The organism is Seohaeicola sp. (genome assembly GCF_048006315.1).
GTDB lineage: Bacteria > Pseudomonadota > Alphaproteobacteria > Rhodobacterales > Rhodobacteraceae > Seohaeicola.
Genome location: NZ_CP180350.1, coordinates 2,076,758 through 2,100,349, shown reverse-complemented (window position 1 = coordinate 2,100,349; position 23,592 = coordinate 2,076,758). Strand labels below are relative to the sequence as shown.

General features: G+C 63.2%; 33 protein-coding genes and 1 tRNA gene. 10 read left to right on the top strand and 24 right to left on the bottom strand.

The annotated features are described in order from the left end of the window. Positions 1-5: 5 nt before the first annotated feature. The 6 genes from ACMUJL_RS10640 to ACMUJL_RS10615 form a co-directional block, all read right to left on the bottom strand. Complete coding sequence (locus tag ACMUJL_RS10640; RefSeq protein ID WP_375568378.1) at positions 6-566, bottom strand: hypothetical protein; 561 nt, start codon at positions 564-566, stop codon at positions 6-8. A 1-nt stretch (position 567) separates the two neighbouring features. Further along, on the bottom strand, positions 568-1,155 hold the full coding sequence (locus tag ACMUJL_RS10635) for a hypothetical protein (protein WP_375568380.1): 588 nt from the start codon (positions 1,153-1,155) through the stop codon (positions 568-570). Position 1,156: 1 nt separating this feature from the next. Then, positions 1,157-3,598 (bottom strand): phage tail tape measure C-terminal domain-containing protein, encoded by a 2,442-nt coding sequence (locus ACMUJL_RS10630; RefSeq protein WP_416914251.1) that lies wholly within the window; start codon positions 3,596-3,598, stop codon positions 1,157-1,159. Between the two features lie 48 nt (positions 3,599-3,646). Continuing rightward, entirely contained in the window at positions 3,647-3,811 is a 165-nt protein-coding gene (locus tag ACMUJL_RS10625; protein WP_375568384.1) for a DUF7697 family protein, read from the bottom strand. 182 nt (positions 3,812-3,993) lie between these two features. Further along, on the bottom strand, positions 3,994-4,362 hold the full coding sequence (locus ACMUJL_RS10620; RefSeq protein ID WP_375568386.1) for a hypothetical protein: 369 nt from the start codon (positions 4,360-4,362) through the stop codon (positions 3,994-3,996). Then, positions 4,362-5,303 (bottom strand): phage tail tube protein, encoded by a 942-nt coding sequence (locus tag ACMUJL_RS10615; RefSeq protein WP_375568388.1) that lies wholly within the window; start codon positions 5,301-5,303, stop codon positions 4,362-4,364. Before ACMUJL_RS10615 ends, ACMUJL_RS10620 begins: the two co-directional genes overlap by 1 nt. Before the next feature lie 98 nt (positions 5,304-5,401). On the opposite strand from ACMUJL_RS10615, the gene ACMUJL_RS10610 reads away from it, so the two are divergent. Further along, positions 5,402-5,791, top strand: a complete 390-nt coding sequence (locus tag ACMUJL_RS10610) for a bactofilin family protein (RefSeq protein ID WP_375568390.1) — start codon at positions 5,402-5,404, stop codon at positions 5,789-5,791. On the opposite strand, the gene ACMUJL_RS10605 is transcribed toward ACMUJL_RS10610, so the two are convergent. Then, on the bottom strand, positions 5,788-6,207 hold the full coding sequence (locus tag ACMUJL_RS10605) for an acyl-CoA transferase (protein ID WP_375573943.1): 420 nt from the start codon (positions 6,205-6,207) through the stop codon (positions 5,788-5,790). The two genes, ACMUJL_RS10610 and ACMUJL_RS10605, sit on opposite strands and share 4 nt — an antisense overlap. 49 nt (positions 6,208-6,256) lie before the next feature. On the opposite strand from ACMUJL_RS10605, the gene ACMUJL_RS10600 reads away from it, so the two are divergent. Next, a tRNA-Ile gene (locus ACMUJL_RS10600) sits at positions 6,257-6,333 on the top strand. A 99-nt stretch (positions 6,334-6,432) separates the two neighbouring features. Here the strand turns inward: ACMUJL_RS10600 and ACMUJL_RS10595 are convergent. The 10 genes from ACMUJL_RS10595 to ACMUJL_RS10550 form a co-directional block, all read right to left on the bottom strand. Next, a complete protein-coding gene (locus ACMUJL_RS10595) occupies positions 6,433-6,720 on the bottom strand; it encodes an HU family DNA-binding protein (protein ID WP_375573945.1) in 288 nt (95 codons plus the stop codon). Positions 6,721-6,797: 77 nt separating this feature from the next. Next, on the bottom strand, positions 6,798-7,427 hold the full coding sequence (locus ACMUJL_RS10590) for a DUF6441 family protein (RefSeq protein ID WP_416914250.1): 630 nt from the start codon (positions 7,425-7,427) through the stop codon (positions 6,798-6,800). Then, positions 7,424-7,735: a head-tail joining protein gene (locus tag ACMUJL_RS10585; protein ID WP_375568394.1), complete on the bottom strand. Its 312-nt coding sequence runs from the start codon at positions 7,733-7,735 to the stop codon at positions 7,424-7,426. Before ACMUJL_RS10585 ends, ACMUJL_RS10590 begins: the two co-directional genes overlap by 4 nt. A 13-nt stretch (positions 7,736-7,748) precedes the next feature. After that, a complete protein-coding gene (locus tag ACMUJL_RS10580) occupies positions 7,749-8,771 on the bottom strand; it encodes a major capsid protein (protein WP_375568396.1) in 1,023 nt (340 codons plus the stop codon). A gap of 85 nt (positions 8,772-8,856) precedes the next feature. After that, entirely contained in the window at positions 8,857-9,237 is a 381-nt protein-coding gene (locus ACMUJL_RS10575) for a head decoration protein (RefSeq protein ID WP_375568398.1), read from the bottom strand. A 97-nt stretch (positions 9,238-9,334) separates the two neighbouring features. Next, positions 9,335-10,789: a S49 family peptidase gene (locus tag ACMUJL_RS10570; protein ID WP_375568400.1), complete on the bottom strand. Its 1,455-nt coding sequence runs from the start codon at positions 10,787-10,789 to the stop codon at positions 9,335-9,337. After that, the gene (locus ACMUJL_RS10565) at positions 10,789-12,300 is read right to left on the bottom strand and encodes a phage portal protein (RefSeq protein ID WP_375568402.1); all 1,512 of its coding nucleotides are present in this window, start codon (positions 12,298-12,300) and stop codon (positions 10,789-10,791) included. The genes ACMUJL_RS10570 and ACMUJL_RS10565 overlap by 1 nt, the downstream gene beginning before the upstream one ends. After that, positions 12,300-12,509, bottom strand: a complete 210-nt coding sequence (locus ACMUJL_RS10560) for a phage head-tail joining protein (protein ID WP_375568404.1) — start codon at positions 12,507-12,509, stop codon at positions 12,300-12,302. Before ACMUJL_RS10560 ends, ACMUJL_RS10565 begins: the two co-directional genes overlap by 1 nt. A gap of 3 nt (positions 12,510-12,512) precedes the next feature. Then, positions 12,513-14,648 (bottom strand): phage terminase large subunit family protein, encoded by a 2,136-nt coding sequence (locus ACMUJL_RS10555; protein ID WP_375568406.1) that lies wholly within the window; start codon positions 14,646-14,648, stop codon positions 12,513-12,515. Then, complete coding sequence (locus ACMUJL_RS10550) at positions 14,596-15,165, bottom strand: hypothetical protein (RefSeq protein WP_375568408.1); 570 nt, start codon at positions 15,163-15,165, stop codon at positions 14,596-14,598. The genes ACMUJL_RS10555 and ACMUJL_RS10550 overlap by 53 nt, the downstream gene beginning before the upstream one ends. A 139-nt stretch (positions 15,166-15,304) precedes the next feature. On the opposite strand from ACMUJL_RS10550, the gene ACMUJL_RS10545 reads away from it, so the two are divergent. The 8 genes from ACMUJL_RS10545 (at position 15,305) to ACMUJL_RS10510 (ending at position 18,180) form a co-directional block, all read left to right on the top strand. Further along, positions 15,305-15,520 (top strand): DUF6900 domain-containing protein, encoded by a 216-nt coding sequence (locus ACMUJL_RS10545; RefSeq protein WP_375568410.1) that lies wholly within the window; start codon positions 15,305-15,307, stop codon positions 15,518-15,520. 12 nt (positions 15,521-15,532) lie between these two features. Continuing rightward, complete coding sequence (locus ACMUJL_RS10540) at positions 15,533-15,745, top strand: hypothetical protein (RefSeq protein ID WP_375568412.1); 213 nt, start codon at positions 15,533-15,535, stop codon at positions 15,743-15,745. Between the two features lie 24 nt (positions 15,746-15,769). Then, positions 15,770-16,075 carry a hypothetical protein gene (locus ACMUJL_RS10535; RefSeq protein WP_375568414.1) on the top strand — a complete coding sequence of 102 codons (306 nt, stop codon included), beginning with the start codon at positions 15,770-15,772 and terminating at the stop codon, positions 16,073-16,075. Next, positions 16,072-16,437 carry a hypothetical protein gene (locus ACMUJL_RS10530; RefSeq protein WP_375568416.1) on the top strand — a complete coding sequence of 122 codons (366 nt, stop codon included), beginning with the start codon at positions 16,072-16,074 and terminating at the stop codon, positions 16,435-16,437. The genes ACMUJL_RS10535 and ACMUJL_RS10530 overlap by 4 nt, the downstream gene beginning before the upstream one ends. A 118-nt stretch (positions 16,438-16,555) precedes the next feature. Continuing rightward, positions 16,556-16,903 carry a hypothetical protein gene (locus ACMUJL_RS10525; protein WP_375568418.1) on the top strand — a complete coding sequence of 116 codons (348 nt, stop codon included), beginning with the start codon at positions 16,556-16,558 and terminating at the stop codon, positions 16,901-16,903. A 55-nt stretch (positions 16,904-16,958) separates the two neighbouring features. Further along, the gene (locus tag ACMUJL_RS10520; protein WP_375568420.1) at positions 16,959-17,360 is read left to right on the top strand and encodes a hypothetical protein; all 402 of its coding nucleotides are present in this window, start codon (positions 16,959-16,961) and stop codon (positions 17,358-17,360) included. A gap of 38 nt (positions 17,361-17,398) precedes the next feature. After that, positions 17,399-17,980: a DUF3489 domain-containing protein gene (locus ACMUJL_RS10515; RefSeq protein ID WP_375568422.1), complete on the top strand. Its 582-nt coding sequence runs from the start codon at positions 17,399-17,401 to the stop codon at positions 17,978-17,980. Next, the gene (locus tag ACMUJL_RS10510; protein WP_375568424.1) at positions 17,980-18,180 is read left to right on the top strand and encodes a hypothetical protein; all 201 of its coding nucleotides are present in this window, start codon (positions 17,980-17,982) and stop codon (positions 18,178-18,180) included. Before ACMUJL_RS10515 ends, ACMUJL_RS10510 begins: the two co-directional genes overlap by 1 nt. 16 nt (positions 18,181-18,196) lie before the next feature. On the opposite strand, the gene ACMUJL_RS10505 is transcribed toward ACMUJL_RS10510, so the two are convergent. The 7 genes from ACMUJL_RS10505 to ACMUJL_RS10475 all read right to left on the bottom strand — a co-directional run bounded on the left by ACMUJL_RS10505 (position 18,197) and on the right by ACMUJL_RS10475 (position 23,510). After that, the gene (locus tag ACMUJL_RS10505) at positions 18,197-18,403 is read right to left on the bottom strand and encodes a DUF7220 family protein (protein WP_419096487.1); all 207 of its coding nucleotides are present in this window, start codon (positions 18,401-18,403) and stop codon (positions 18,197-18,199) included. Then, positions 18,400-19,773 carry a site-specific DNA-methyltransferase gene (locus ACMUJL_RS10500; protein WP_416914249.1) on the bottom strand — a complete coding sequence of 458 codons (1,374 nt, stop codon included), beginning with the start codon at positions 19,771-19,773 and terminating at the stop codon, positions 18,400-18,402. Before ACMUJL_RS10500 ends, ACMUJL_RS10505 begins: the two co-directional genes overlap by 4 nt. After that, positions 19,770-21,032 (bottom strand): site-specific DNA-methyltransferase, encoded by a 1,263-nt coding sequence (locus ACMUJL_RS10495; RefSeq protein WP_375573947.1) that lies wholly within the window; start codon positions 21,030-21,032, stop codon positions 19,770-19,772. Before ACMUJL_RS10495 ends, ACMUJL_RS10500 begins: the two co-directional genes overlap by 4 nt. A 558-nt stretch (positions 21,033-21,590) precedes the next feature. Continuing rightward, positions 21,591-21,950, bottom strand: a complete 360-nt coding sequence (locus ACMUJL_RS10490) for an OsmC family protein (protein ID WP_375568432.1) — start codon at positions 21,948-21,950, stop codon at positions 21,591-21,593. A 50-nt stretch (positions 21,951-22,000) separates the two neighbouring features. Beyond that, entirely contained in the window at positions 22,001-22,228 is a 228-nt protein-coding gene (locus ACMUJL_RS10485; RefSeq protein ID WP_375568434.1) for a thioredoxin family protein, read from the bottom strand. Between the two features lie 11 nt (positions 22,229-22,239). After that, positions 22,240-23,238, bottom strand: a complete 999-nt coding sequence (locus tag ACMUJL_RS10480; protein WP_375568436.1) for a permease — start codon at positions 23,236-23,238, stop codon at positions 22,240-22,242. After that, entirely contained in the window at positions 23,235-23,510 is a 276-nt protein-coding gene (locus tag ACMUJL_RS10475) for an ArsR/SmtB family transcription factor (RefSeq protein WP_375568438.1), read from the bottom strand. The genes ACMUJL_RS10480 and ACMUJL_RS10475 overlap by 4 nt, the downstream gene beginning before the upstream one ends. Positions 23,511-23,592 lie beyond the last annotated feature (82 nt).

The following is a 23,592-nucleotide window of genomic DNA, read 5'->3' as shown; positions in this document are numbered from 1 at the left end:
AAGGGTTACCCGCGCCCCCAAGTGATTTCGCGGTCCTGGATCGCGGTCACATATTCGAACCCGAGATCGCCGGCATACAGCACCTGCTGGCTTTCATGGGTGTAGCGCCAGGTTCGGGCCACCGTCAGATCGATCAGACGGCTCTCATAGCTGATGGTGATGGTGCAAGTGTTGGCATCATCCTTGATTTCGGGAACATCGAGGCGGCCGGAGAAGGCTTGGACAGGATCGGCAATGATGCTGCCATCTTCCGCCAAAAGCCCTAACCAGATGCGCCCCGGCAGACCTTGACGTGCTTCCGCGATGGCCATTTGCACGAGATCCAGCGGTACGCCCGAAAGCGATACCGCCGTCCCCCCGGCAACAACCTCGCCAGTTTCATCAAGGGAACCGAGGCCCAGTAGCGATCCGGCTCCGGTCCAAGTCTCATCATTCCAGCTGACCTCGCCCAGCCCAGACCAGATCCGCACCCAATCCGTGGCAAACTGACCCTCGAAGAAGATCACGGGGCGCAAGTTCTGGTCGGCCAGCGCGGTGGCGAAGGCGATAGTAAGATCGCGGCTCATGCTAAAGGGCCTCTCGTCCGGAAAGGGTGAAGCGATGCTGGTCGGCCCGCCCGATGACGGTTGGCACAGGCGCTGTCAGGCGCAGCAGAACCGAGGGGGCATTCAGCCCGATCGGCGTGCCAACCTGAGCCGCAGCGCGAAGGGGTGGCACAAAAGCCAGCGTTGCCTCGCTGCCCAGCGGGGTCACATCCTCGGTCAGTTGGTAAAGCCGGGTTGTTGCATCTGCACCCAGTTGGAAGAAGTCTCCTGCGCGCAGTACAAGGCCCCAACCTGCCGTCAGTAAAGTCGATGCACCCGCCCCCTGTGCCTCGGTGACATAAGGATTGCCGGCAGCCATAGGTACTTCGATCGACGGATCTGGAAACAGGAACCGCCCCCGCAAGCCACCAAGCGCGGTGAAGAAGGCCGACAACTGTCGTGCCTTTGCGCCTTGCGTCACCGCCATGTCGATCTGATACTCCCACCACGACGCTCCCCAGTCCTGGATTTGGGATGTGCCGGTAAAGGGCGAGCGAGCCTCTGCCACGGAGGCGACCAGCCGCCGCTCGAGCGCGGACACGAGCGTCAATGGCAAAACCGGGATGGGCATCTCAGATCACCTGGCCTCTCCGCCGCCCATCAGCGACACTTTCTTTTGCGATACGGGCGATTTCCGGGATGGCGGCGCGCAGCTTGGCATCGATCTGTTCCGCCACGCCGATCTGAGCCCCGCGGGCATCGATGCTGACGCTCACAGCAGCTCCTGATGTCCCGGCACGTCCGTAGTTGGCCGCCTCACGCCGGTTCAACACCCGCTCGCCCCTTTGCAGGATAGTCGGCACCTCATCAGGGCGCAGGCCTGCCCAGCCGCCGGAATGCAGGCGGGGGGCATTGGCGAAGACGGCGGCGGGCACGTTTCGCGCATGCCCCGAAAGGCCCACGATGCCGCCCGCGTGCGAGACGGCGGCGGCAACGGAGCCTCCACCGAAGATCCCGGAGAGCGCAGAGGCCAGAGGGCCCAAGACGGCGCGCTTGAACGCAAGCACCGCCAAATCGGCCAGGATCGACCGCACGAGGCTTTTGAAGTCCAGCTTGCCGGTTTCGACAAAGCTGCGAAAGGCGGATTCAGCGCCCGAGAACGCGCCGGTCAAGGTTTCGCCAAGGCCTTTGCCCCAGTTCAGGGCATCGGTGGCATAGGAGTTCAGCGCCTCTGACACGGCGCGCCAGCCGGTGACGATCTTGGTGCCGGAATTCCCAGCGGCTCCGCCGGCACGGCCCATTGCATTAGACAGCCGATCCGCCGAGGTGGTGGCCTCGTCCAAGGCAGCAGCCCCTTCGTCGCCAGTCCCAGCGACGGCATCGCGCAGCGCGCCCCAGCTGGTCAGCGGCGCCGTGGCTCCGGCTGCAAGGTCGGTGGCGGCCTGCCGGTAGGTATTGGCCGTCGCTAGGGCCTCCGCGGCGATGCTATCCAGCCCAAGATCGGGGGCCGTCAGCGGGTTATCCTCGAACGCTCGTCGGAAGGCCTCAGCCGCAGCCGTTCCAGCATCTGCTGAGGCCCCGGCAAAAGGGTTTGGAATATCGCCGAGGCTGATATCGCCAATCTGACCAAAGGTGGTCTCGATGCCGACGGCAGCCAAGGCATCGCGGATCTTGCCCGTGAAGGCGTCGATCCGGGCAATTGCGCCGTTCAGCATGGTCTCAATACCGTCCAGCATGCGGTTGGCAGCCGAGTAGACCAGATCGCCGATCACGGCGGGCAGGCGCGACCAGATCTCTTTCACGGCCAGCAGCGCGCCTTCAAAGGTGTTGGCTGTTGCGTTGCCAAAGCTCACGACATTCTCGATCGCGCCGGCCATACCAGTGGCGGCATCGGATTTCAGGTCATAGAACATCGCTGTGGCCCGCGCGCTAGCGGATGAAGCCCCCATCTTGATCCGGTCCCAGACTTCGACGGCCACGTCGTTCAGCAGGCGCATCGCTTCGCCGAAGCCGCCCGCACCAGAGGCTAGTCGTGTGAACCAGTAAACCAATTCACCGGCCCCAACGATCAAGGCCCCGATGCCGGTGCGGATCAACGCACCTTTCAGGACCACCAAAGTGGTGGCCAATCCCCGCACGGACAGGGCCGCCACGGTCATCGCAGCCACCCAGCGTCCGGCAAGGAACGTGGCGAAGGTCCCGGCGTAGATGGCAAGCCTGTCGAGATTAGCTAACACCGCATCAAAGGCCCGGCTGATCGGGCTGGTCGAGGAGGCTAGCGCGACAAAGGCATTTGCTGCCGCCTCAAATGACGGCGCCAGCGCCACGGCGATCTTGTTCCGCAGGCCCGTAAAAACCTGACCAATGCTCATCAGCGCCAGTTCGGATCGGCGCATGGCCGCGATGGCGTCGGCATCCAAAACCGCGCCGAGGCGCTGTGCCTGTGTGCCAAGCCGGGTCATTTCGGCGCCACCGTTTTGCAAGAGCGGGATCAGTCGCGTCGCATCTGAGGCCATGGCCTCGAGATAGAAGGTCATCTCCTGTTGACTGACGCCGGCCTTTTCGAGAGAGCTGACGTAAAGTTGCAGGGCTTCCGGCCCTGACAGCCGGGCAAACTGATCGGCTGTCACGCCCACGCGCGGCGCGATGGTCTCGAAGAAATCCGCCATCGGGCCACCGCCCGTCTGCAGGAAATCCCCAACCCGGTCGTTCACATCCTTCAGGATATCCGCGAGCTTTTCTTGCGCGATGCCGACTGTGGCGGAGGCCGCAGACCAGCGCTGGAACACCTCGGGGTTGGCATTTGCGACCTGGGAGAGCTGGCCGATTTCATTGGCCGCCGCAATCGTGGACCGGGTCATGGAGATCACGGCGGCTGACAGCGCTCCCGCCGCAGCCGTGGCCGCGATCTTGGCGCGCCGGGCAAAGGCTGCCATGCGGGCATTGGCCTGCTCCATTTCGCGGCTCAGACGTCCGAAGCCGCGCGATCCAGCCTCGCCGACGCCTTCCAATTCGGCCCGCACCTGGCGGCCACCGGTGGCGGAGAGCCGGACGGAGACATGTTTTTCTGCCATGTGAACATTTCCTCGCAGGACGACACCTCGTTCCCAAGCGAAACGAGGTCAGGTGAGGCCTGATCCGGCCTGCATGTCTTCATTGATCTTGCGAACCATCACCGCCTCGATGGGCGGCAGCAGCTCTGCGATGACGAGGGGCGAGAGCCCGAGGGCGGCGCCAAGTTGCAGGGCCGCGCCCATGTCCCAGCCGAGCACAGCACCGCCACTCATGCCGCCAGCAACGCGCATTTGCCCGCCGAGCCGCTGGACGAGGTCCCAGACCTGCCAGCCCTCAAGAGTTAGGGGTTTATGGAGGGTGCGGGGGCATTCCGGGCAGACGTGGGCGCTCTCCTCGCAGGAGCAGGCCGCGCAATAGTCACCGCCCCCGCCGAATTCCCAGTCGGCGAGAGCGGTCAGACGTTTTTTTCCGCGTCCAGAATGAGCGCGCCTGCGATGTAGCGCGTCTGGAAGGTCTCGAAGATCGGCCAGATTTCCAAAAGGGCGTCTATGCCGTCGGGGGTGACAGGCAGCAGGTTGCCCTCCGCGTCGCCGACGCCCTCCCAGTCTTTCACCACGATCTTCGCCACCGCTTTCGCCACGATGCGCGCGAGGTCGTCGTTCGAGGCAGCCCCGTCGCCTTCCGCAACCTGCGTAGCCGCCAGGATCGCCGGATCGCTGCGGGCGGCCAGCATGACGGCGGTCGTGAGCGGTTCGAGAAGGAGGCGGACGCCGTGGCCAAGATCAAGCCATTGCGGCTCATTGGATAGGTTCAGACGCAGCATCAATAAGTTCCTCTGTCGTTTGTGAGGGTGACGGTGCACATCCGGCCCAAGACCGGATCGCTGGCCGCTTGCCAGTCGAAGGTCGCCTGCACACCCTGCGGGCCCGAGATCTCAATCCGGGGCCGGGGTAGGTAAACGGCATGCGCCGTCAGCGTGAGCGTTTCGCCGGTGGCGAGCGCGTAGGAGAAGTCCAACGCGCAGGCCTCGCCATTGATCGCCTGTTGCACCAGGGTCTGATCGGCAAAGCGCACGACAACATTGCCGGTCAGCGCGGCAATGGACGGATCCGCCCCGTCGATCTTGCCATCGGCCCGGATCGTCTCAATGCGATCAAGCGTGTTGGCATAGGTAAGGTCGGCCGAGACCACATTCCCGATGTTTGACCCATTCCGTGTGATCGATCCGTTGAAATGGCCAAAGCGCTTCAGCGCGATATTGGCCAGCGTACCGGCTGCCGTTGTCGTGCCGATGGCCTCGCCCTGCGCCACAATACTGGCCGTGGCCGTCAAAAGCCCCGAGCGCGCCATTTGCCAGCTGAGACTGTCGACCATGCAGCCCGAATACATCGCGAACCGCGGGACCTCCGGCATGCCGGTCTCGACCGAGAAGCTTGGCAGCGACCAGTTTCCAGAGCGGAACTCATGGGTGTAGGGGGCCTCGGCACCCGTGGTGACTGGCGCCCCAAAGGCCGCCTGGAGCCAAAACCCAAAGGCCTCGGCGTCCATCGGGATCACCACATCGCCATCCGCCGTCACCGCATCCTTGATCGGCGCCTGCGGATCCCGGCCGTAGCCCAAAAGCTCCGACGTTTGCAGCGGCTGCTCCGCCCCCAGCGTCGTGCTGGCAAAGGGCATCTTGGTAAAGCCACTCACAGGCGGCGTGCCATAGGTTGTTTCGAACGCAAGCGCCATCTGCGCCCGCGCCCCTTGGGCTCGTGCCATGGTGTTCTCCTCAAAAAGCTGTAAAGAGTTACAAAGCTTGACCAGAACCGTTCTTCCGGCCCAACTGATCAAAACCCACGATAAAAGCAGCCCAGCACATGTTCTCAAGGTCGAAGTCCGAGACCCCAAAACCGTATAGCGCGCCGCTTCCAGAAAGCGCGCCAGCCGATCGGCGGCGCTCTGTTTTGCATGAAGGCATCCGCATCAAAGGCGATTGGAGCAGCGATGGGGTCGTCGAATTCGGAGGGACCATTGAAGGTGACTTGACCGCCGAAGTCTTGGTCCTGACAGCACAGGGCAAGATAAAGGGCAATGTGCGTGCTCATACCGTGACCATCGAAGGTCATCTCGAAGGCACCATCGCGGCCATCAAAGTGATCCTCAAGCACGGGGCTCGTGTCAAAGCCGATATTGCGGCCGAGGTTATTGCGGTCGAATCCGGCGCCGAGATCGAAGGCCGTCTGTCCGTCCAGCCAAAATCGGCTTAGGCAAGCGGATCTGTCGCGCTGTAATGTAAAACCACCGGAATGACGGCCGCCTTCAGGCTGGCAGCGCCTTCAACCGCCAGATCGATGGGCCGGGGCGCTTCCGCCTCAACCCAATCGCAGAGGCCCCCGAGCGTGTGATCTGCAGCGATGACCGCACCGATTTGCCCGCAGAGCGTGGCAAAAGCCGTATCGCGGTTTGCCCCCTGCACGATGACCTCCAGTTCTGCACGGTGGTCGTAATGGTAAAGCAGAGGCGACAGCGTCACCGCCGGGTCCCCAGGATCGCCATCGCGCAGGATGATCAGCCCAGCAGCGGGAACGCGCTCGGGCAGCACCTCGCCCCGCAGAACGGGGACATAGGGGATCAACCGCAAGAGATCCGCCAGAGCGGTGAGAACGGTCTCGCGACCCGGCATAAGCATCTTGGTTGACCTCGCTGGAAGAATAGCGTTTCTGCCCGGTATCGGGCCTGTAGCTCAATTGGTTAGAGCAGGGCGCTCATAACGCCTTGGTTGGGGGTTCGAGTCCCTTCGGGCCTACCACGGTGCCAATAACGAGGCACGCAGATAAAAAAGGCCTCGAGAGGCAAGCCCCCCGAAGCCGTTCAGATCGACGCCTATTGGCGTGACGCTCCCGTAAGCTCAGTCGTTAATGGCATCCTTCAGCGCCTTGAGGATCGTCACCTTGACCTGCCGGTCTGCAGCTTTGGTCATGGTTTCGCCGGTCGCTGGATTGCGCACTTGCCGCTCGGGGCGGGCGCGGCAGGCAACTTTGCCAATGCCGGGAAGGGTCACGGAACCGCCCTGCGCCACTTCTTCGGTGACGATCGTTGCCAGCGCATCCAGAAAGGCTGCGGCTGCTTTGCGGTCTGTGCTGGCCAAATCCGCGATCTTCGCTGTCAGCTGTGTCTTCGTCATCGGTTTGTTCATGGTGAAGGGCCCTGTCGCTTTTTTACTCATGGTTTCTTGCACGCAATTTTCCAGCAAGGAAAGCGCGAATGCACCCATCAGAGCTTGGCCTCCACCCACTTCGCCACGATCAGCCCCGGTATGCGATCCACGGCCCGTTCCGCATCCCGCACCAGATCCAGCCGTTTGGTGAGCTTGACCTGCCGCACCAGCAGAAAGATCGGCACGGTGGCCAGGCCGCGCCCGGTCTTGGAGCGCGAGGCCACACCCAGCCCCCGGCTGTTCAGCCGCCCCTCGGCCACCAACAAGCTGGGTCCCCGCTTGCGATAGACAAACTGTAATCTTAGCCCCCGGCGGCGCTCCCATTCGCCGGGGGTAATCCGCCCGCCACGCGTGGACTTGCCCGCTGCTGCAGTCGGGATCGCCAACCAAAGCCCGGACTTCGAGCGGATCAGCGGCCCGGTGTCATGCGCACTGACAATCACCGGCGCCTGCGACCAGACCAGTGCTGCGGCGTTCAGGCTGTCGCCGGATTTCGGGAAGGTCTGGCTTCGGATGGTGTTTGCCAACCGCCGCCCAAGCCCGGCCCCGGTGATTTGACTGCGCCAGGCGGTCTTCAATCCCGTGCCCGCCTCGCGCATCGCGGCGCTGACGGCCTTTTCGCCGGCCTTGATTTCGGCCGCCATGACCGCCACCAGATCGGGCGCAAGATCGAGTTTGATCTTCATGCCGGTGCAGCCTCGATCGTCCAGATCAGACGCTCTCGGTCCCGCAGCGGCTCGCCTTGGATCAGGAAGGTCTCATCGCGCAAGAGGATCTGTTCTTGGGGGCGTGGATTGGGCAGATCGGAGACCCGAACGTCAAAGCGGAAGGTCTCCGACCAAATGCGTGCGGCCCCGAACTCGGTCACGTCATCCGCACGACGCGGAATGATGCGGATCCGGGTGAACTGCCCCTCGCTATCCCGATGCCAGGCCTCATGGGCGAGGTTCGGATCAGCGAACAGCAGATCAAGCGCCATGGCAAAAGCCGTCATATGCCGATGGACCTCAGTTGGAACTGGTCAGACGGATCGCCATCCGCGGCCGTTTATTGACCGGCAGGATCGAAGTTTCGGTCATCAGATCAATCCAGCGGCCTTTGGCGTCGATCATCTGGCGGGCATAGAGCGGCAAGCCTATGGTGTTGGCGGTTTCCAGAAGATTGGCGGGCCCACCATAGGTTGTAAAAGTGTCAAAGGTGCCCATTGGGAAGGCGATACCCTCTCCGCTAGGGATCAGCCGTTCGGAGGTGCCGTTCGAGAGCGTGACGGAGCCATTGTATTCCTCAAACAGCATACCTGCGAAGGGGAAGGCCCGGCGCATATCCTCGCGCAGGGGCTGCCCGCCCGTCGCCGAGAAGAACTTATAGGCCTCTTCAGTTTTCGGATGACTGATCAGCTTGTCGAAGAATTCGGAACTGACCAGCGCATGCGCCGTGGTCATGGTCTCGCCCAGCAGATTGTCTTCCATGGCGCGCAGAGTGTTGCGCACCTTGCCTTGGATATTGCTGCCTGCCGTGCCGAACACAAAGTCGACGGAGATCTGTTCGAGGCCAAATTCGGTGAAGTAGTTGTAGAGCGTGGTACCTGCGCCGTCCTTCACGATGCCACGAAGCGCATTCATCTCCATATATTCGCGGGTCTGCGCATGTTTGCGGCGCATCAGCGTCAGTTTGCGGTTCATCACCTCAACCAGCGGATCCGCTGCGTCCGACAGGCCAAGTGCGGGCATGCCTTGGATGTCGGCGGGCAGGATCACATCATCATGGGGGATCCAGGGCAGGGCGAAGCTGCGCATGGAGCGCGTCTCGCGATTGCCGACGGTGGCGGGCGCCCCCAGCGGCACCGAGGGCAGGAGGCTCAACACGCCTTCGCGCTGTTCAATCACGATGGAACGCTGGGTCACACCTTGAAAGCGGAAGAGGCCGATCTGGCCCAAGCGGGTGTAGAGATTGGGCAGGATGTTGATGGCCTGCGTCATCTCGGCAAGCGAATAGCCGCCCGCGTCAAACGGGTTACGGGTGATGGTCATGGGGAACTCCGGGGGAAAGAGAGGGCAGGGTGGGTGGAGGCGTAGGCCAATCTGATCGGGCCAACACCCGATCAGGCCAACCCGATCAGGCTGTATCGCGCGGGATGATACCGAGAGCGGTCAGTTGGGCTTGCTTGGCGGCGGTCTTTGCCGCGTCATCGACTGACGCGTCAAAGACGAGGCCGGCCTTGGAGACGATGGCGGGGCCACGGGCGATGACAATGCCGACAGCATCTGCATCTGTCGCATCGACTGCATAAAGCAGGATGGCAACGGCAACCTCGCTTCCATCTGCACCTGTGTCCGGCGACAGGGTGTGTTTTGCGCTAGCCGTGATCTGGCCCAGAACGGCGCCGACCGGATAGGCGGTTCCGGCCAGCAGCGTGACGGTTTCGCGGGTGAAGTTGGGGTTCAGCTCATATTTGAGGACATCGCCCATGGTGGCGGGCTGTCTGAGAACGGTCATTTCGGGGATCCTTCAGATCAGGGGGGCAAAAGAAATCCCCCGCCGGGGAGGAGCGACGGGGGATCAGGTGGCAGGGCATCCGGGTTGAAGGTAGGTTTCAGCCTTTTGCGCCTGCTGAGGCAGCCCGTTTTGCGGCAGCCACGATCGGGCTTTCCACAGATTTGGGGAGAACGGGCGAAGGTGGCGCGGCAACGATATCGCGCGCGTCAGCGGCGGCACTGGCACGTTCCAGAACCAGCCGCCGCAAGGCTTCGGGGGCTGTGCCCTCGCGCAGGGCTTTTGCTGCATCGATCGCGATGCCGAGGCGGCCCGCTTGCGCTGCGATTTCGGCGATCTCCGCCGCCGCCTCGCGCAGTTCTGCCGACAGGTCCGCCAAAGTGCTGGGGTGGGCTGCCACTGGGGCGGGTGCCGGTACAACGGCCGCGGGCGATTGAGGTGATGCGGGGGGCGCCAATGGAGCCATTTGTGTTGGGGCCGCTGGTGGAGTTTCTGCCGCATCTGACAGTCCCTCCTGCGGATCAGGGGCCTGATCAGGAGTGTTCTTCGGGGTGTCCTGGGGATTGTTTTCGGTGACCATGAGTGCCTCCTGTCTGGGTTTAGGAAAGGACGCGCGTCGACTGCGCGCAGGTGAGAGCATTGGCGTTGCCGTGAGCATCTGCCGGAAGCCCGCAAAACCCCGCCCAAGATCGATGACCTCATCGGCAAGTCCTGCCGCGACAGCATCCGCCCCGCGATAGGTCGCGGCTTCGGTCGCCAGGGCGGCCTCTTGGCTCAGCCGACCAGAACGGCCGGCGGCCACGGTTTCGGCGAAGAGAAACCGCAGCACATCGATCTCGCGCTGGATGTCGTTGCGCACAGCCTCGGGCAGCGGCGCGTAAGGATTGCCATCAACCTTGTGCTGGCCGGAATGAACCAGCGTCACGCGAAGGCCGTCCTGATCGAGTTGGCCACTCATATCGGCATGCATCACAACAACACCGACACTACCAACAACCCCCGTGCGGGGCAGCAAGATACGGTCGGCCTGACTTGCCAGCGCGTAGCCGGCAGAGAACGCATGCTCGGCGACGAAGGCCCAGACGGGCTTGTTGGCGCGCACGGCCCTGATCTTGTCTGCAAGATCAAAGACGCCCGCGACCTCACCGCCAAAACTGTCGATTTCTAAGGCAAGGCCGCGCACAGCCGGATCGCGGGCCGCTGCCTCGATCTGCGCGGCGATGCCCTCATAGCTGGTCTGGCCGGAGGATTGACCAATCCAGCCGCCGCGATGGATCAACACGCCGGAGATCTCGATCACGGCGATGCCATCCACGACTGGGTAGGGCGTACCGTCCTGCCCTTGCAGACGTTTCGTCAAACCACCGGCGAGAATGCTGGCGCGAGCGGGCAGGGCTGCGGTGCCAGGCAAAGGTAAATGATCATCATCCCTCGCGATATCCACCCGTCGCCCGAGAATGTGGGGCCCGAGGCCTGACAAAAACGCCATGGCTTTCGAGGGGTCAACCAGCAAGGGCGTATTAAACGCGCGCGCGGCAATCCGGGCGTGGAGCATCAGGACTGGTCCTCGGGTTCGCGCGGAGGGTTGTCCGCGTCATCGGTTGCATCTGTCTGAACGCTGTCGTTGTTTTTGCCCTCCTCCCCCGTGGTCGGCAAAGTCTGCACCCCCTGCGCGGGCGATCCCGGTCGGCGGAAGTCGAGACCCAGCGCGCGTTCCCGCATCCGTTCGGCAGCGATCTCGCGGTCGACCTGTTCGGCGTCATAGCCGCGCTCGGCGATGGCTTGGGTGCGGGATTTGAGGCCCGCCTCAATCTGGGCGATTTCGGCGTTTGCATCTTTCAGGGGATCGACCCAGTCCCATTTGGTGGGCAGCCAGTCGGCCGCAAGCATCCGGGGCCGGTCGACCTCATAGCCGGGCAGGGTGAGCGCGCCCGAAAGGACCGCCGCATCCATCCAACGGGCATAGATGGGGCGGCAGAGCTGATAGACCATCACCGAATGCTGCCAGGCCGAGACCCGGCGGCGGAACTCGATCAGCGCCAGACGCGAGTTCGAGAAGTTTCCCTTCACCATATCATTGGCAAGATAGGGATAGGGGATGCCAAGGGCTGCCGAGATCTGCAGCAAGGTCCGATACTGGAACGGCTCATAGGTTGCCCCGCTGTCGGCGGGCTGGCCTACGGTGACATCCTCGCCCGGATCCAGCCGCACGATCTGGCCGGGGCTGATCTCCACTCCGGCTGGCGTTTCGTCATCATCGGCGGGCGCCAGTGGGTTTTCCGGGGCGGGGGAGGTAACAAACATCGCATACATCGCCGCGACCTTTTTGCGATCCAGTTCTGCATCGTCATATTGATCGAGCAGGAACAGCTTCACGATGGCGGGGGCCAGCTTTGAGACCCCGCGCAACTGCCCGCCCTCGACCGGGTCGATCACATGGATCACTTCCGAGGCCGGAACGCGCACGATCTCCCCCGCAAGCCCTGGATCAGTGCTGTCGCTGGGGTGGCGGCGGAAGAAGTGATACGCCACACGACGCCCGATCCGGTCGAACTCAATGCCCTGACGGATGGCATTCCCGCTAGCGGCCATGCCGGTCTGTTCAAGCGGCAACATTTCCGATGGCAGCATCTGCAGCTGCAAGGGCACAGTCAGGCCATCGGCTGCGCGGCGCATGCGGATCCGGAAGAACACCTCGCCCGCCAGAAACACCTCGCGGGCAGCCCGGCGCTGCAGCCCATAGAAATCCGTCAGCCCCTCGGCATCTGCCTCATCGGTCCAGGCGAGCCAGAGCCGCTGCAATTCTTCTTTTCGGACGGCATCAGCCAGTTTCGAGATTGGCTTGATCCCGTCGCCCACAGTATTGGCGGCCCAGCTTTCCACCGCATTCACGGCATAGCCGTTGTTGCGCACGAGCCAGCGCGCGCGGGCGGTGATGTCAGGTCCCGAGGCAGCGATCAGCGCGTTGACATGTGCGCGGGTCGCGCGGAACCCGCGCAGGCGTCGATGATGCTGACCGGCGTCAAACCCGCCAATGAAGGCGCCCAAGCGCTGCCGCCAGTTCATCACAGATCCTTGACGGCATGGGGCCGGAGGATCCGCCCAGCGCCGCGCTCCAGCTTAGCCATGCGCCGTTCGACATCGCCAATCGCAGCAGCCAGCTCGGCATCGGTGCCATAGTTCACCGTCTTGCCGTCATAGCTGACCGAGCGCGTGCCGCTGTAGCGCGCGGACAGCAGAGCGCTGTGGCGAAGTTTCAACTCGTCGAGGGTCATTCATCATTCCATGTATTTGGGCGTGCTGATTTTCCAGCCACGCCGCCGGGGGGCGGTGATGCGCCCGGCTTCGGGCGCCGTCGGTTTCTCTGGCTCGGCGGTCTGCCCGATGGCCGCCGTCTCGACCCCTGCCTGTTTCTCAAGCTGCCGCCACATCCGTTCATCAAAACGGTCCGCCCCGAGGATCCAGGCCGCAGCACGGGCATAGACCCGGGTATCGAGCGCCTCATTGCGCTCGCGCATCTTCTGCCATTCCTGACGGGCATAGCCGCGCTTGTTGCGGATCGTCACCAACTGCTCGGCCACCAGCTGTTTCAGCCATTCACTGTCCGCCCAGTCGGGCAGGTGGATGGTCCCGGCAGGCGCAGCCACGCCTAGCGCGATGTCTTCGTCCGCCAGCCGCTCGATGCGCAGATACCGATAGGTCTCGGCTTTGAAGGTGGCCGTGGCCACGGTCCAGAGCCGCGCCCCTCGCTTCAGTTTCCGTCCATTCACGGTGGCATCGACAAAGGTCGGGCCCGACACGGGCGTGGCCCTGTTGAAGCCCTCAAGCCCTTTGACGGGTGCCACCTGCGCGATGCCCTGCTTGCGCGACCAGGCGTAGACAGCGGCGGATTCGTAGCCAGTGTCGATGGCGAGCTTCGCCAGCGTCATGATCGCGCCGTTTTCATGCTGCCATGTTTGACCAAGCAGGGCGGTGAGCCTCTCCCAGCAAGCTGGATCGTCCGGCCCACCCGGAACGACGATGTGATCGACCAGCCAACTCTGCAGCCCGCGGCCCCAAGCCCAGACATCAACCTCGATCCGGTCCTTCTGCACATCGGCCCCGGCGGTCAGGAACAGCCCGCCCATTGGAACCTGCGCTGCAAAGGCCTCGCGCCGATCTGCAAGGCGTTGCCAGTCCGGCGCCTCGCCGCTCTCGACCCATGTTTCCCCAAGGAGCGTATTGCGCGCGGCGCGCAGCATCTCGTCCGAGCCTTGGGCTGCTAGCCACTCGCGGGCGATCTGCTCCCAAGACTTCCAGCCGATCGGCGAATAGAGGGCAGACAGATGGAACCCGATGGCATTGGGGTTGGCGGAAACGGCCATTGCCCGCCATTCGCCTTTCGCCAGCATTTCCGTCTTGTGGTGCTCCGCGATGGGTTTTTCGCAGCCCTCACAATGATAGGCCGCTGTTGCGGGCAGACCCTTGTCCCAGCGTAGCCGCTCGAACTGCAACCATTGCATATGGCCGCAATGCGTGCAGGGGACAAAATACCGCCGCTGATCACTGGCTTCGAACTCTCGCTCGATCCGGCTCAGCCCCCGGATTGTGGGGGTGGAAACCATGAACACCTTACGCCGATGCGCGAAGGTGGTGGTGCGGGCCTCGGCCAGGGAGACCGGGTCCCCTTCTTCGTCGGCCGAGGCCGGATAGGCATCGACCTCATCCAAAAACACATATCGCGCGGGCATCGACCGCAAGCCCGTCGCCGAATTGGCCCCGGTCAGCACCAGAATGCCGCCGGGGAATTCCTTCGACAGCATCGAATTGCCCGCATCACGCGAACGGGCAGGGCTCACGCGCTCTTTCAGCGCAGGGCTGTCCTCAATCAAAGGATCGATCCGACCACGCGATGTCCGCTTGGCCATCTCGACCGTCGGCAGCACCGCCAGCATTGGCCCCGGCGCGTGGTGGATCACAAAACCGATCCAGTTGTTCCCGGCTTCCGTTGCCCCGACCTGCGCGGCCTTCATGAAGCAGATGCGCTGCGCGGGATGGCCCGGCGACAGCGCATCCATGATTGCGCGCAGATAAGGTGTCCGAGCCGTTCGGTATTGACCCGGCTCGGCAGCCGCCCGCGACGACAGCTTGCGGTGCTTGTCCGCCCATTCCGACACCGTCAAATCCGGGTCGGGCCGCATTCCGCGCCGCCAAGCGCGCAGGAGGTCCTCGGCGCCTTCAAAGGCGAGATCGAGGCCGCCGGTTAGATCGCCTTCGTTCAGGCTTTTGTCATGTTCTAGCCCTGCGCTTGCGCTCCGGGCATTCGTCCCTCGCAAAGGTCCACCGGACCTTTGCGTTTCGTTATCTCGAAACCGGTCCTCATCATCCAAGCGAGACCCTGAGGTCGGCAAGGGCGTCGAGCTGCTCTCGGACATGGGTTTCCAGCACCCTTTGCAGGACCGCAGTCTCGATTGTCACGGGTGTGCACTGTGCCTTCTCTATCTCTGCGGATAATTGCGCGGCCATCAGGGCCGCCACGCGGGTGGGCCAGGTGACCCATGTGTCGCGTTCCTGGCGCGCGAGGCGAAACACAAGTGTTTCAGCGCGCGCACGGTCGACCAGTACGCCCTTTTTGCGCTGGATCGACAACTGGCGTTCCTGCGCCTGGTAGACCGTCAGCGCCGTCCGGGCCTTTAGGTAAGAGGTGCTGTCACCGGGACCGGATACAGCAGTGCCGCCAATCCCATGACCGTCTCCCCCTGCGCCGACGCTGCCCCGCGACCGCATCTGCTGGTCCGGATCCGTCATCGCGCTCCGCCGCGCATCCGAGGCAGCAGCGTTGATCGACCCATCCGCAAAGAGCACCAGTCGACCGTTCTTGCGCGCCTTCTGTACGGCCCCGCGCGAGAGGCCGGACGCTTCGGCATAGGCGCGTTCAGATAGACCTTCCATGGCGCTGTGGTTTCCATCAATATACTGAAAATAAACGAAAATAATATCCGTATTCAGTTGATTACACTCCCGGATAGAGCGATTCATGGTGGCATGAAACGGGTGCATCGCAGCCCGCACACAAGGATCGGTTACCGACATGCCCTGCCGCAAAGCGATCAACCCAACTGACCAGCGCGACGCCCAGCTCCTTGAGATCGCCCAGCGCCAGTTTCGTATCGAGACGCTGGAGACCCAGAACTGGGACCGGCTGGACTTCCACGATGTCGCCGTCTGGGCCATCCGCACAGCACTCGAGGAAGCCTTTGAAGCCGGACGCCGCGCAGGCCCCGCCAACAACCGAGCCCAATCCTGAAAGGACCAGATTATGGCCATCGCCATCCCCTCCGACACGACCCGCATCTTCATCGACCGCCCGCGCTTTGTGCAGGCCATGAGCCCCGCCACGCTGCAGGGCCACCTCAATGACCGGAGCCTGAATGCCGAGGTCTTCGAGATGGCCGGGCGGATCGGGATCGACTGCCTGACCATTGAACTGGCCGATGTCGTGCCGGTCCTGCAGCAGTACGGGCTCATCTGAGCCGCACTGGACAAGGAAACGCAGATGAGCACCCGCGCACAGATCGCCATCCAGATCGGTCCCAGCGAATGGGCACAGATCTATTGCCATTACGATGGCTATCCCTCGCACATGCTTCCCTCGCTGGCCCCATGGACGCCGGAGGACATCTTTTCTGCCCGCGAAATCCGGCAGGTCCGCGCCGACAAGATCAAGGCGTTCGAGCGCCCCCGCGATCCGGTGATCTTGCCGCGTCCGATCTGCCAGTTCTGCCATCTTTACGTCTGGCAGGACGGCAGATGGATCGAACTCGACCCCGAAACCCACACCCCTGAAGGATCAGCCCAATGACACTGCCTTCCCTGAACTGCCTCTCCGAAGGCGAAACCCTCACTGAGGTCGTCCGCCGCGAATGCGCCATCGGGTTCGATCTGCGGTTCTGCCGCAGCGTGGCGATCAGCCCCGACGACTTTGCGACCGAGACCTGCAACCCGACCGATGCCGAGTTTGCGACGCTCTATGCGCTGACCGATCTGGGCGAGGCCATCGCCATCCATGACGTCGACCTGACCAGCATTGGTGCCGACGAGGTTGCAACTGTCGCCCGCGCTCTCTTTGTGGCGATCGTCAACGCCCGCCGCGACCCGCCTGACGCGGCTCAGCGCCATGAAGCCGAACAGGCCGCGCTGACAAATCCGGATCGCATCGATTGATGGTCGCCGATACGATTACAAAGCACTGATATTGCGTAGAATTACCTACGATAATCGGCGCACCGGAGCGAATGTCATCGCACGGAAACGATGCAACTCACCCCACGGAGCCACCGCCATGACCAACGCCACCGCCGCCCTGATCGCCAACTTTCGCGCCGCCGCCGACGAGATCGAAGCCCGCCTCGCGCCCAGCGCTTGCGCCACGATCGCCTCGCACAACTGGATTGTCCTCGACGACTTCGGGCCCCTGACCTTCAAGCTCGCGCCTGAGGGCAAGAAACACCGCGCCACCTGCACGGGTCATGGCAGCGCCCACAAGGTCAACCGCTTCACCCGTGAGGACGCCGAGCACCTCGCAACCGCCTGCAATGCCCGCGCCGCCTTCTGGGCAGACGCAGCGCGCGGAGAGGCCGCAACCCTGCGCAGCCACATCGCCATGCTCGAAGCCCTCAGCGCCGCCTGATCGCACACAGGCGGGGCCCAGCGCCCCGCCACCCTCCATGACAAGGATCCCCACCATGACCAAGCAGCCTATCCTGCCCAGCCGCAACGAGGATTACGGTTTCTTCCGCACCCTGACGGTCTGCCCCTTGCGCGACCGCCGCAGCGCGGAAGTCTGGACGCTCGCCTCCCGCATGATCGCCGAAGCCATCCACGCTGACAGCGAGGACGAGATGATCGGCATCCGCGACTTTCTCGACAGCCGGATGGGCCGCCATTTCGCCGACGATGTGGTCGGCAACATGACGGGCTGCAACATTGGGCTCGAACCCGCCATCGCCTCCGCAATCCGCCGCTGGCAGGGCTGGCGCATCAGCCGCAAGACCGAACGCGACGACGGGATCCCCGCAGGGCTGCCCTACCTGACTGGCTGGGTCCAGCATTTCGCGATCGCCGCTGCGATGGCTAGCACCGATTAACCAAAACCCGAACCATCCTCGCACCACAGGAGGCCAAGATGCCAAAACTCACAGAAACCCAAGCCCTCATTCTTAGTGCCGGGGCTCAGCGCCCCGAGAACATCGCCCTGCCACTTCCCAAGGGGCTGGCCGGTGCAGCGGCCAAGATGGCTGTTTCGAAGATGATCGAACGCGGCTGGCTCGAAGAGGTCGACGCCAATCTGCGCCGCGGCGAGCCGCTCTGGCGCGAGACAGGCGATGGTCATGGCACCACGCTAATCGCGACCGAAGTAGGCCTTGCCGCGATCGGCATTGAGCCCGTCGTTGCGAACACCGTGACCAATCTACGCAAGGTGCCGCTGAAACTGGCCCCGAAGCCGGAGGGCGCGCCTGGAACATCGCCCGAGCCCGACGCGGCTAGGCCCGTTGCCATCCGCGCTGGGACTAAGCAGGCCGAGATCATCGCGCTCATCCAGCGACCCGAGGGTGCCTCCATCGCTGAAATCGTCGAGGCGACAGGCTGGTTGGCGCATTCAGCCCGTGGCCTGATCTCGGGCGGGCTCAAGAAGAAGCTGAACCTGCCGATCACCGCGGAAAAGGTCACTGGCAGAGGAACCGTGTACAAACTTGAGGCTGCCTGATGCCCCGTTTCACGGCCTTGATCACCCGCGATGTGACCGAGAGCACCAGCGTCACTGTCGATGCGGCAGATGCGGAGGCGGCGGAAGCCGCTGCCTTTGCGGCCTTGTCTGCCAGCAGCGATGCGATCTGGACCCTCGACGAAGGATCCTGGAATAGCGGTGATCCCTATATCACGGCCCTCGATCCTCAGGACGACTGAAGATGCTCCGATGGTATCAGCGCTCGAACAGCCTGCGCAGTGCGTAGCTGCGCAGGAGCGATATGCCGACGAAGACCCCGCCCAGCGCCAGGTTCTCGCCAAGGCTCGGGTGCAGGCCAAACCAAGGAAACACCATGATTTGCGTGGCCACCGCAAGCATATAGCCCACGGCGACATTGCTGGCAGCCTCCATCAGCGACATTCGACGCGACTGAGTAGTCATGCGCGTTTCTTTCCACGGCGAAGTGGTTGAACGGGTTCTGTCGGTTCTGCGAGACGGCTGGCTGTCCGTCCCGTTGCCATCTCCCACCGCCGCACGGCGACGTCGCAATAGACAGGGTCCAGTTCCACCGCATAGCAGCGCCGCCCAGTGCGTTCGGCGGCGACGATCTGCGTGCCAGAGCCGCAGAAGGGTTCATAGATCAGGTTGCCCGGATCGCTGAACGCCGTCAGCACCGCCTCGACCAGCGCCACCGGGAACACGGCCGGGTGCGATCCGGCGGCGCCCAAGCCTCCCTTGTGGCGCATGATCCGGAATACAAAGTCTGGGATGCGATGGCTCTGGATCGCGTTGCCGTAGCCTGTCTTGCGATGGACCGTGCCGTCGGCCCCGCGCAGCCCCCCGCCGCCGAGGGTTTCGCCCGCGTGCTTGCTCTCGACCGTCTTGTTCGGCTTCCGCGGCTGGCGGTTGAAGTGGAAGATGAACTCGTGCGAGGGCGCGAGGCGGCCGTTCCAGTCGCCGGGGAGGCCGGGCCCCTGATCCCAGACGTACCAGCCGAAGCGCCGCCAGCCCTGCGCGCGCATCCAGTCCACCCAGTGCTCCCAGTACGGGAGCCACTCGCCATCGCGATGCACAAGGCCGAGGTTCACCAGAAGCTGGGCATCGGCGGTGATAGGTGCCGCGGAAAACACGCCCTGCATCAGCGCATCCCAATCGCCGACCTTTTCCTTCGCCGCGCCATAGTCGCGCTGCTGCGCATAGGGCGGGGAGGTGAACATTAGCGATGCTTGCTCCCCGTCCATCAGCCGCGCCACTACTGCCGTGTCAGTCGCGTCGCCACAGATTAGCCGGTGATGCCCGAGCCGCCAGATATCGCCGGGCTGGGTGATCGGCTTGGCGGGTGGCGCCGGAATGGCGTCGGCCGCATCGTCGGAAATCGCGGGGCGGTCGTCGGCGTCTGCCAGCAGGGCGTCCAGTTCATCCTCGGGGATCCCGATCAACCCGAGGTCAAAGTCCTCTGCCAGAAGCCCGCGCAATTCTTCCAGCAACAGCGCTTCATCCCAGCCGCCCAGTTCGGTTAATTTGTTGTCGGCGATCCGGTACGCCCGGCGCTGCGCCTCTGTCAGATGGTCCAACACGATGACCGGCGCCTCGGCCAGCCCCAGCTGCGCGGCAGCCAGGACGCGGCCGTGGCCAGCGATCAACTCACCGTCAGCTGCGACAAGGCAGGGAACGGTCCAGCCGAACTCGGCCATGCTTGCGGCGATCTTGGCGACCTGATTGGCATCGTGGGTCTTGGCGTTGCGGGCGTAGGGTTTGAGCCGGGCGAGGGGCCAACGCTCGATCCGGCCAGGCAGCAAGGGCGCGTTCAAGCCGCGAGCCTCTTGGCCTTCAGCTCAGCGAAACTTTCGCCAGTTTCCGACAGAACGGCATCCTGGCCGGCAAAAGACTGCCAACGCTCGATGGCCACATCGACATAGGCGGGATTCAATTCGACCCCGAAGCAGACCCGGCCGGTGGTCTCAGCGGCGATCAGCGTCGTGCCGGAACCCATGAAGGGTTCAAACACCGCCTGGCCGGGGCTGGAATTGTTCAGGATAGGCCGGCGCATGCATTCGACCGGCTTCTGCGTGCCATGAACGGTGTCGGCGTCCTGATCGCGGTTGGCGATCTGCCACAGCGTGGTCTGTTTGCGGTCGCCTGCCCAATGGCCTTTGCCCTTGGCACGCACCGCATACCAGCAGGGCTCATGTTGCCAGTGGTAATCGCCGCGGCTGAGAACCAGCCGGTCCTTAGCCCAGATGATCTGCGATCGGATGGCGAAACCCGCAGCCACCAGGCTGTCGGCTACGGTCGCGGCATGCAGCGCACCGTGCCAGACATAGGCCACATCGCCGGGGAACAGCGCCCATGCCTCGCGCCAATCTGCCCGGTCGTCGTTCAGCACCTTGCCGGTGCGTTTTGTCTTCGCCGCCCCCGCCTGGTTGCGCCAGGACGGGTCGTATTCGACGCCGTAAGGTGGGTCGGTCACCATCAGCTGCGGCCGCACGTCCCCAAGCAACCGACCAACCACATCGGCGCTGGTGCTGTCACCGCAGATCAGGCGATGCGCGCCCAACTGCCAGAGGTCGCCTGCCACCGAGACTGGCGTGACCGGTAGGTCAGGCACATCGTCCTCGCCCTCGACCGGACCATCGCTGCCTAGCGCCTCCGGGTCGCGCAGCAGCGCATCCAGATCATCGTCGCTGATGCCCAAGAGCGTCAGGTCAAAATCCTCGGCCAGCAACACAGCGATCTCGTCGCGCAAGATCGCCTCGTCCCATTCGCCAAGCTCGGTCAATTTATTGTCTGCGATGCGGTAGGCCCGGCGTTCTGCCTCATCGAGATGGCTGAGCCGGATCACTGGCACCTCGGTCAGCCCGAGCATCGTGGCCGCCAGCACCCGGCCATGGCCTGCAATCAACTCGCCGTCGTCTGCAACCATGCAGGGCACGGTCCAGCCGAACTTGGCCATGCTAGCGGCGATCTTCGCCACCTGGTTGTCGCCATGCATCTTGGCATTGCGGGCATAGGGGCGCAGCCGAGCAATCGGCCAAGTTTCAATCTGGCTCGGCGCGAAGACGAGGTCCATGTGTAGGCTTTCGCAGATAGTGCGGTGCAGCCAAGGGCAGGCAACCGGCCAGTAGGACTGGTGGCCCTTAGGATCCGCGATGTCAGGAAAACGAAAGCGCCCGCGAGGGTTATCCTCCGGGCGCAATTCTTCGATGATCAAGGGGTACGTCAAGGGGGCTAGAAATGTCAATCGGTTTTTCAGCATGGAATCAATACGTTCCGATGGCTCGCGGCCAGGGTGGCTTCCCGAGGTGGCTTCCAGCCGAGGTGGATTCCCCAAACTGGCTTCTTTGGATTCCAAGCGGAATCCACCCTAGCCAGGCCCCCGGTTTCGTAAGGCATTAATAATGAGTCAGGAATTCAGGCAGGCGCCCCCAGGTGGCTTCCAAGTGGATTCCCCGGTGAAAAAGCCACGCGCTAGCGAAATGCCGCGCTGAGCCCCCCCGTATACGAAAATGGCCGGGGAGGAACCATGGCCGGGGGGGGCTAACGGCCCGTGGCTGTTTATAAGTAGCAATCAGGCCAATGATCGCGTCTCAGAAGTTAAACATAGCTGTTAATAAGTGTGGGTAGACCGTTATTCGCAATTGCTAGTACGACGCAGCCTTCCCTCCAGCGGCAGCGCAGCGGAAAGAGTATTCGAAATCGTCCCGTATTTCAGTATGTTGCGGTGCAGGAGATCAAGGCGCTGGTCAGTCTCGCCACTGTCCACGACGATGTCATATCGGATCAGAGTCAGCTTAGGTGGGGCATCCAAGCGCACAGCCTCCAGTCGAACCTCGGCGCCATCGATCTGGAAGTGTAGGATCGGTGTCATCCGCGCGATCCCCTTGAGCATGCAGGCCGCCAGTGCCGACAGCAGCAGCTCCACCGGATTCATCGCATCGCGTCGCCCAGCCATGTCGGTGTCCAGCACCACCTCGGTCTCCTTGGCCATCGCAAGGCTGCCGTGGCTGTCGATTCGGCGGGCGGAGACACGATATTCTGTCACAGCAGGCGCCCGATTTCTTCCGCAGTCAGTACCTTGCCTGCGGATAGCACCTTTTCATCCACGACCAGTCCGGGTGTCGACATGACGCCATAAGCGGCGATCTCGGCGAAGTCGGTGACCTTGATGATCTGGGCGTCCTTGCCTGCGACATCCGCTGCCGCCTTTGCATTCTCGCCCAGTGTCACGCATTTCTTGCAGCCCGAGCCGAGGATTTTGATGATCATGATGTTTCCTTTCAGATGAACCAGTGGGTGATGGCGTTTAAGGTGAAGCCGATGGTCAGGATGCCTACCGTCACCACGCCGGTGAAGGTGACTAGCAGCGGCAGCTTGACCACGCGTTTGAGCATGATCAGCGAGGGCAGCGACAGCGCCGTCACCGCCATCATGAAGGCCAGAACGGTGCCCAGGCCCACGCCCTTACCCACCAGCGCCTCGGCAATCGGCAGGGTGCCGAAAATGTCGGCATACATCGGGATGCCTATCAGCGTGGCCACCGGCACCGCCCACCACTTATCCTGTCCCAAAAGGGCCGAGATGGTTTCGGCAGGCACCCAATTGTGGATCGCAGCCCCTATCCCGACGCCGATCAGCACATAGGGCCAGACCTTGCGCACGATATCCATCACCTGATCGCGTGCGAAGGCGACACGCTCGGCCCGGCTCAGGGTTTCGTCCGCATCCGTGACAGGCACGTTGCGCACGAAAGCGGCGACCTGATCCTCCATCCCAAGCTTGCCGATGATCGTGCCGCCGATGATCGCCACCATCAGGCCGACGCCGACATAGGCGAGCGCAATGGACCAACTGAAGATCGATGCCAGCAGAATGACCGAGGCCATATCTACCAAAGGTGACGAGATCAGGAAGGAGAACGTCACCCCAAGCGGCAAACCGGCGGCTGTAAAGCCGATGAACAACGGGATGGAAGAGCAGGAGCAGAACGGCGTGATGGTGCCCAGAAGTGCGCCAAGGATGTTTGCGCCGATCCCCGACCGCCCACCGAGGATGCGTCGCGTGCGTTCGGGCGGGAAATAGCTTTGCACGTAGGAGATGACAAAGATCAGGACTGACAGCAGAATGAAGATCTTGATTACATCGTAGACAAAGAACTGCACCGAGCCGCCAATGCGCGAGGCGGGGTCCAGCCCGACCGCGTGCACCCCGGCTGTCACGAGATCGGACAGCCACTGCATCCGCAAAAGCTGGTCGTTCATCCAGGTGAAGAGGTTCATGCCATCACCTCTTCGACCAAGGCCGCAGCCAGCAGCGCGCGCAGATGCGTCGGCAGGTCGTGCCTGATCCGGTAGCGGACCCATTGCGCATCGCGCCTGTCTACCACCAGCCCGGCTTGCTTCAGCACCTGCATGTGCCGCGACATCCGGCTTTGCGTCGCGCCCAGCTTGCGCATCAGCTCGCAGACGCAGTGTTCCGAGCCATCAGACAGGAGACGCATCGCCTCAAGACGGGTTGGCTCGGCAAGGGCGGAAAGGACGGAGACGATCATCAGGGAACTCCACTTCATGCGCATTTGCGCATAAGCGGGCAATGTCCGCCGTGATCTGGATCAATCAACCTGGCATTTCGAC

Bases quoted from the DNA above. Each gene is read 5' to 3' on its own strand.
- ACMUJL_RS10635 (WP_375568380.1), bottom strand. From the start codon at position 1,155: ATGCCCATCCCGGTTTTGCCATTGACGCTCGTGTCCGCGCTCGAGCGG.
- ACMUJL_RS10480 (WP_375568436.1), bottom strand. From the start codon at position 23,238: ATGAACCTCTTCACCTGGATGAACGACCAGCTTTTGCGGATGCAGTGG.
- ACMUJL_RS10620 (WP_375568386.1), bottom strand. From the start codon at position 4,362: ATGCTGCGTCTGAACCTATCCAATGAGCCGCAATGGCTTGATCTTGGC.
- ACMUJL_RS10640 (WP_375568378.1), bottom strand. From the start codon at position 566: ATGAGCCGCGATCTTACTATCGCCTTCGCCACCGCGCTGGCCGACCAG.
- ACMUJL_RS10570 (WP_375568400.1), bottom strand. From the start codon at position 10,789: ATGCTCCACGCCCGGATTGCCGCGCGCGCGTTTAATACGCCCTTGCTG.
- ACMUJL_RS10525 (WP_375568418.1), top strand. From the start codon at position 16,556: ATGACCAACGCCACCGCCGCCCTGATCGCCAACTTTCGCGCCGCCGCC.
- ACMUJL_RS10510 (WP_375568424.1), top strand. From the start codon at position 17,980: ATGCCCCGTTTCACGGCCTTGATCACCCGCGATGTGACCGAGAGCACC.
- ACMUJL_RS10585 (WP_375568394.1), bottom strand. From the start codon at position 7,735: ATGACGGCTTTTGCCATGGCGCTTGATCTGCTGTTCGCTGATCCGAAC.
- ACMUJL_RS10610 (WP_375568390.1), top strand. From the start codon at position 5,402: ATGTTCTCAAGGTCGAAGTCCGAGACCCCAAAACCGTATAGCGCGCCG.
- ACMUJL_RS10535 (WP_375568414.1), top strand. From the start codon at position 15,770: ATGAGCACCCGCGCACAGATCGCCATCCAGATCGGTCCCAGCGAATGG.
- ACMUJL_RS10545 (WP_375568410.1), top strand. From the start codon at position 15,305: ATGCCCTGCCGCAAAGCGATCAACCCAACTGACCAGCGCGACGCCCAG.
- ACMUJL_RS10625 (WP_375568384.1), bottom strand. From the start codon at position 3,811: ATGAGTGGCGGTGCTGTGCTCGGCTGGGACATGGGCGCGGCCCTGCAA.
- ACMUJL_RS10515 (WP_375568422.1), top strand. From the start codon at position 17,399: ATGCCAAAACTCACAGAAACCCAAGCCCTCATTCTTAGTGCCGGGGCT.
- ACMUJL_RS10530 (WP_375568416.1), top strand. From the start codon at position 16,072: ATGACACTGCCTTCCCTGAACTGCCTCTCCGAAGGCGAAACCCTCACT.
- ACMUJL_RS10540 (WP_375568412.1), top strand. From the start codon at position 15,533: ATGGCCATCGCCATCCCCTCCGACACGACCCGCATCTTCATCGACCGC.
- ACMUJL_RS10605 (WP_375573943.1), bottom strand. From the start codon at position 6,207: ATGCCGGGTCGCGAGACCGTTCTCACCGCTCTGGCGGATCTCTTGCGG.
- ACMUJL_RS10555 (WP_375568406.1), bottom strand. From the start codon at position 14,648: ATGTCCGAGAGCAGCTCGACGCCCTTGCCGACCTCAGGGTCTCGCTTG.
- ACMUJL_RS10495 (WP_375573947.1), bottom strand. From the start codon at position 21,032: ATGGACCTCGTCTTCGCGCCGAGCCAGATTGAAACTTGGCCGATTGCT.
- ACMUJL_RS10505 (WP_419096487.1), bottom strand. From the start codon at position 18,403: ATGACTACTCAGTCGCGTCGAATGTCGCTGATGGAGGCTGCCAGCAAT.
- ACMUJL_RS10595 (WP_375573945.1), bottom strand. From the start codon at position 6,720: ATGAACAAACCGATGACGAAGACACAGCTGACAGCGAAGATCGCGGAT.
- ACMUJL_RS10560 (WP_375568404.1), bottom strand. From the start codon at position 12,509: ATGACCCTCGACGAGTTGAAACTTCGCCACAGCGCTCTGCTGTCCGCG.
- ACMUJL_RS10520 (WP_375568420.1), top strand. From the start codon at position 16,959: ATGACCAAGCAGCCTATCCTGCCCAGCCGCAACGAGGATTACGGTTTC.
- ACMUJL_RS10475 (WP_375568438.1), bottom strand. From the start codon at position 23,510: ATGATCGTCTCCGTCCTTTCCGCCCTTGCCGAGCCAACCCGTCTTGAG.
- ACMUJL_RS10490 (WP_375568432.1), bottom strand. From the start codon at position 21,950: ATGGCCAAGGAGACCGAGGTGGTGCTGGACACCGACATGGCTGGGCGA.
- ACMUJL_RS10615 (WP_375568388.1), bottom strand. From the start codon at position 5,303: ATGGCACGAGCCCAAGGGGCGCGGGCGCAGATGGCGCTTGCGTTCGAA.
- ACMUJL_RS10485 (WP_375568434.1), bottom strand. From the start codon at position 22,228: ATGATCATCAAAATCCTCGGCTCGGGCTGCAAGAAATGCGTGACACTG.
- ACMUJL_RS10590 (WP_416914250.1), bottom strand. From the start codon at position 7,427: ATGAAGATCAAACTCGATCTTGCGCCCGATCTGGTGGCGGTCATGGCG.
- ACMUJL_RS10580 (WP_375568396.1), bottom strand. From the start codon at position 8,771: ATGACCATCACCCGTAACCCGTTTGACGCGGGCGGCTATTCGCTTGCC.
- ACMUJL_RS10630 (WP_416914251.1), bottom strand. From the start codon at position 3,598: ATGGCAGAAAAACATGTCTCCGTCCGGCTCTCCGCCACCGGTGGCCGC.
- ACMUJL_RS10575 (WP_375568398.1), bottom strand. From the start codon at position 9,237: ATGACCGTTCTCAGACAGCCCGCCACCATGGGCGATGTCCTCAAATAT.
- ACMUJL_RS10550 (WP_375568408.1), bottom strand. From the start codon at position 15,165: ATGGAAGGTCTATCTGAACGCGCCTATGCCGAAGCGTCCGGCCTCTCG.
- ACMUJL_RS10565 (WP_375568402.1), bottom strand. From the start codon at position 12,300: ATGAACTGGCGGCAGCGCTTGGGCGCCTTCATTGGCGGGTTTGACGCC.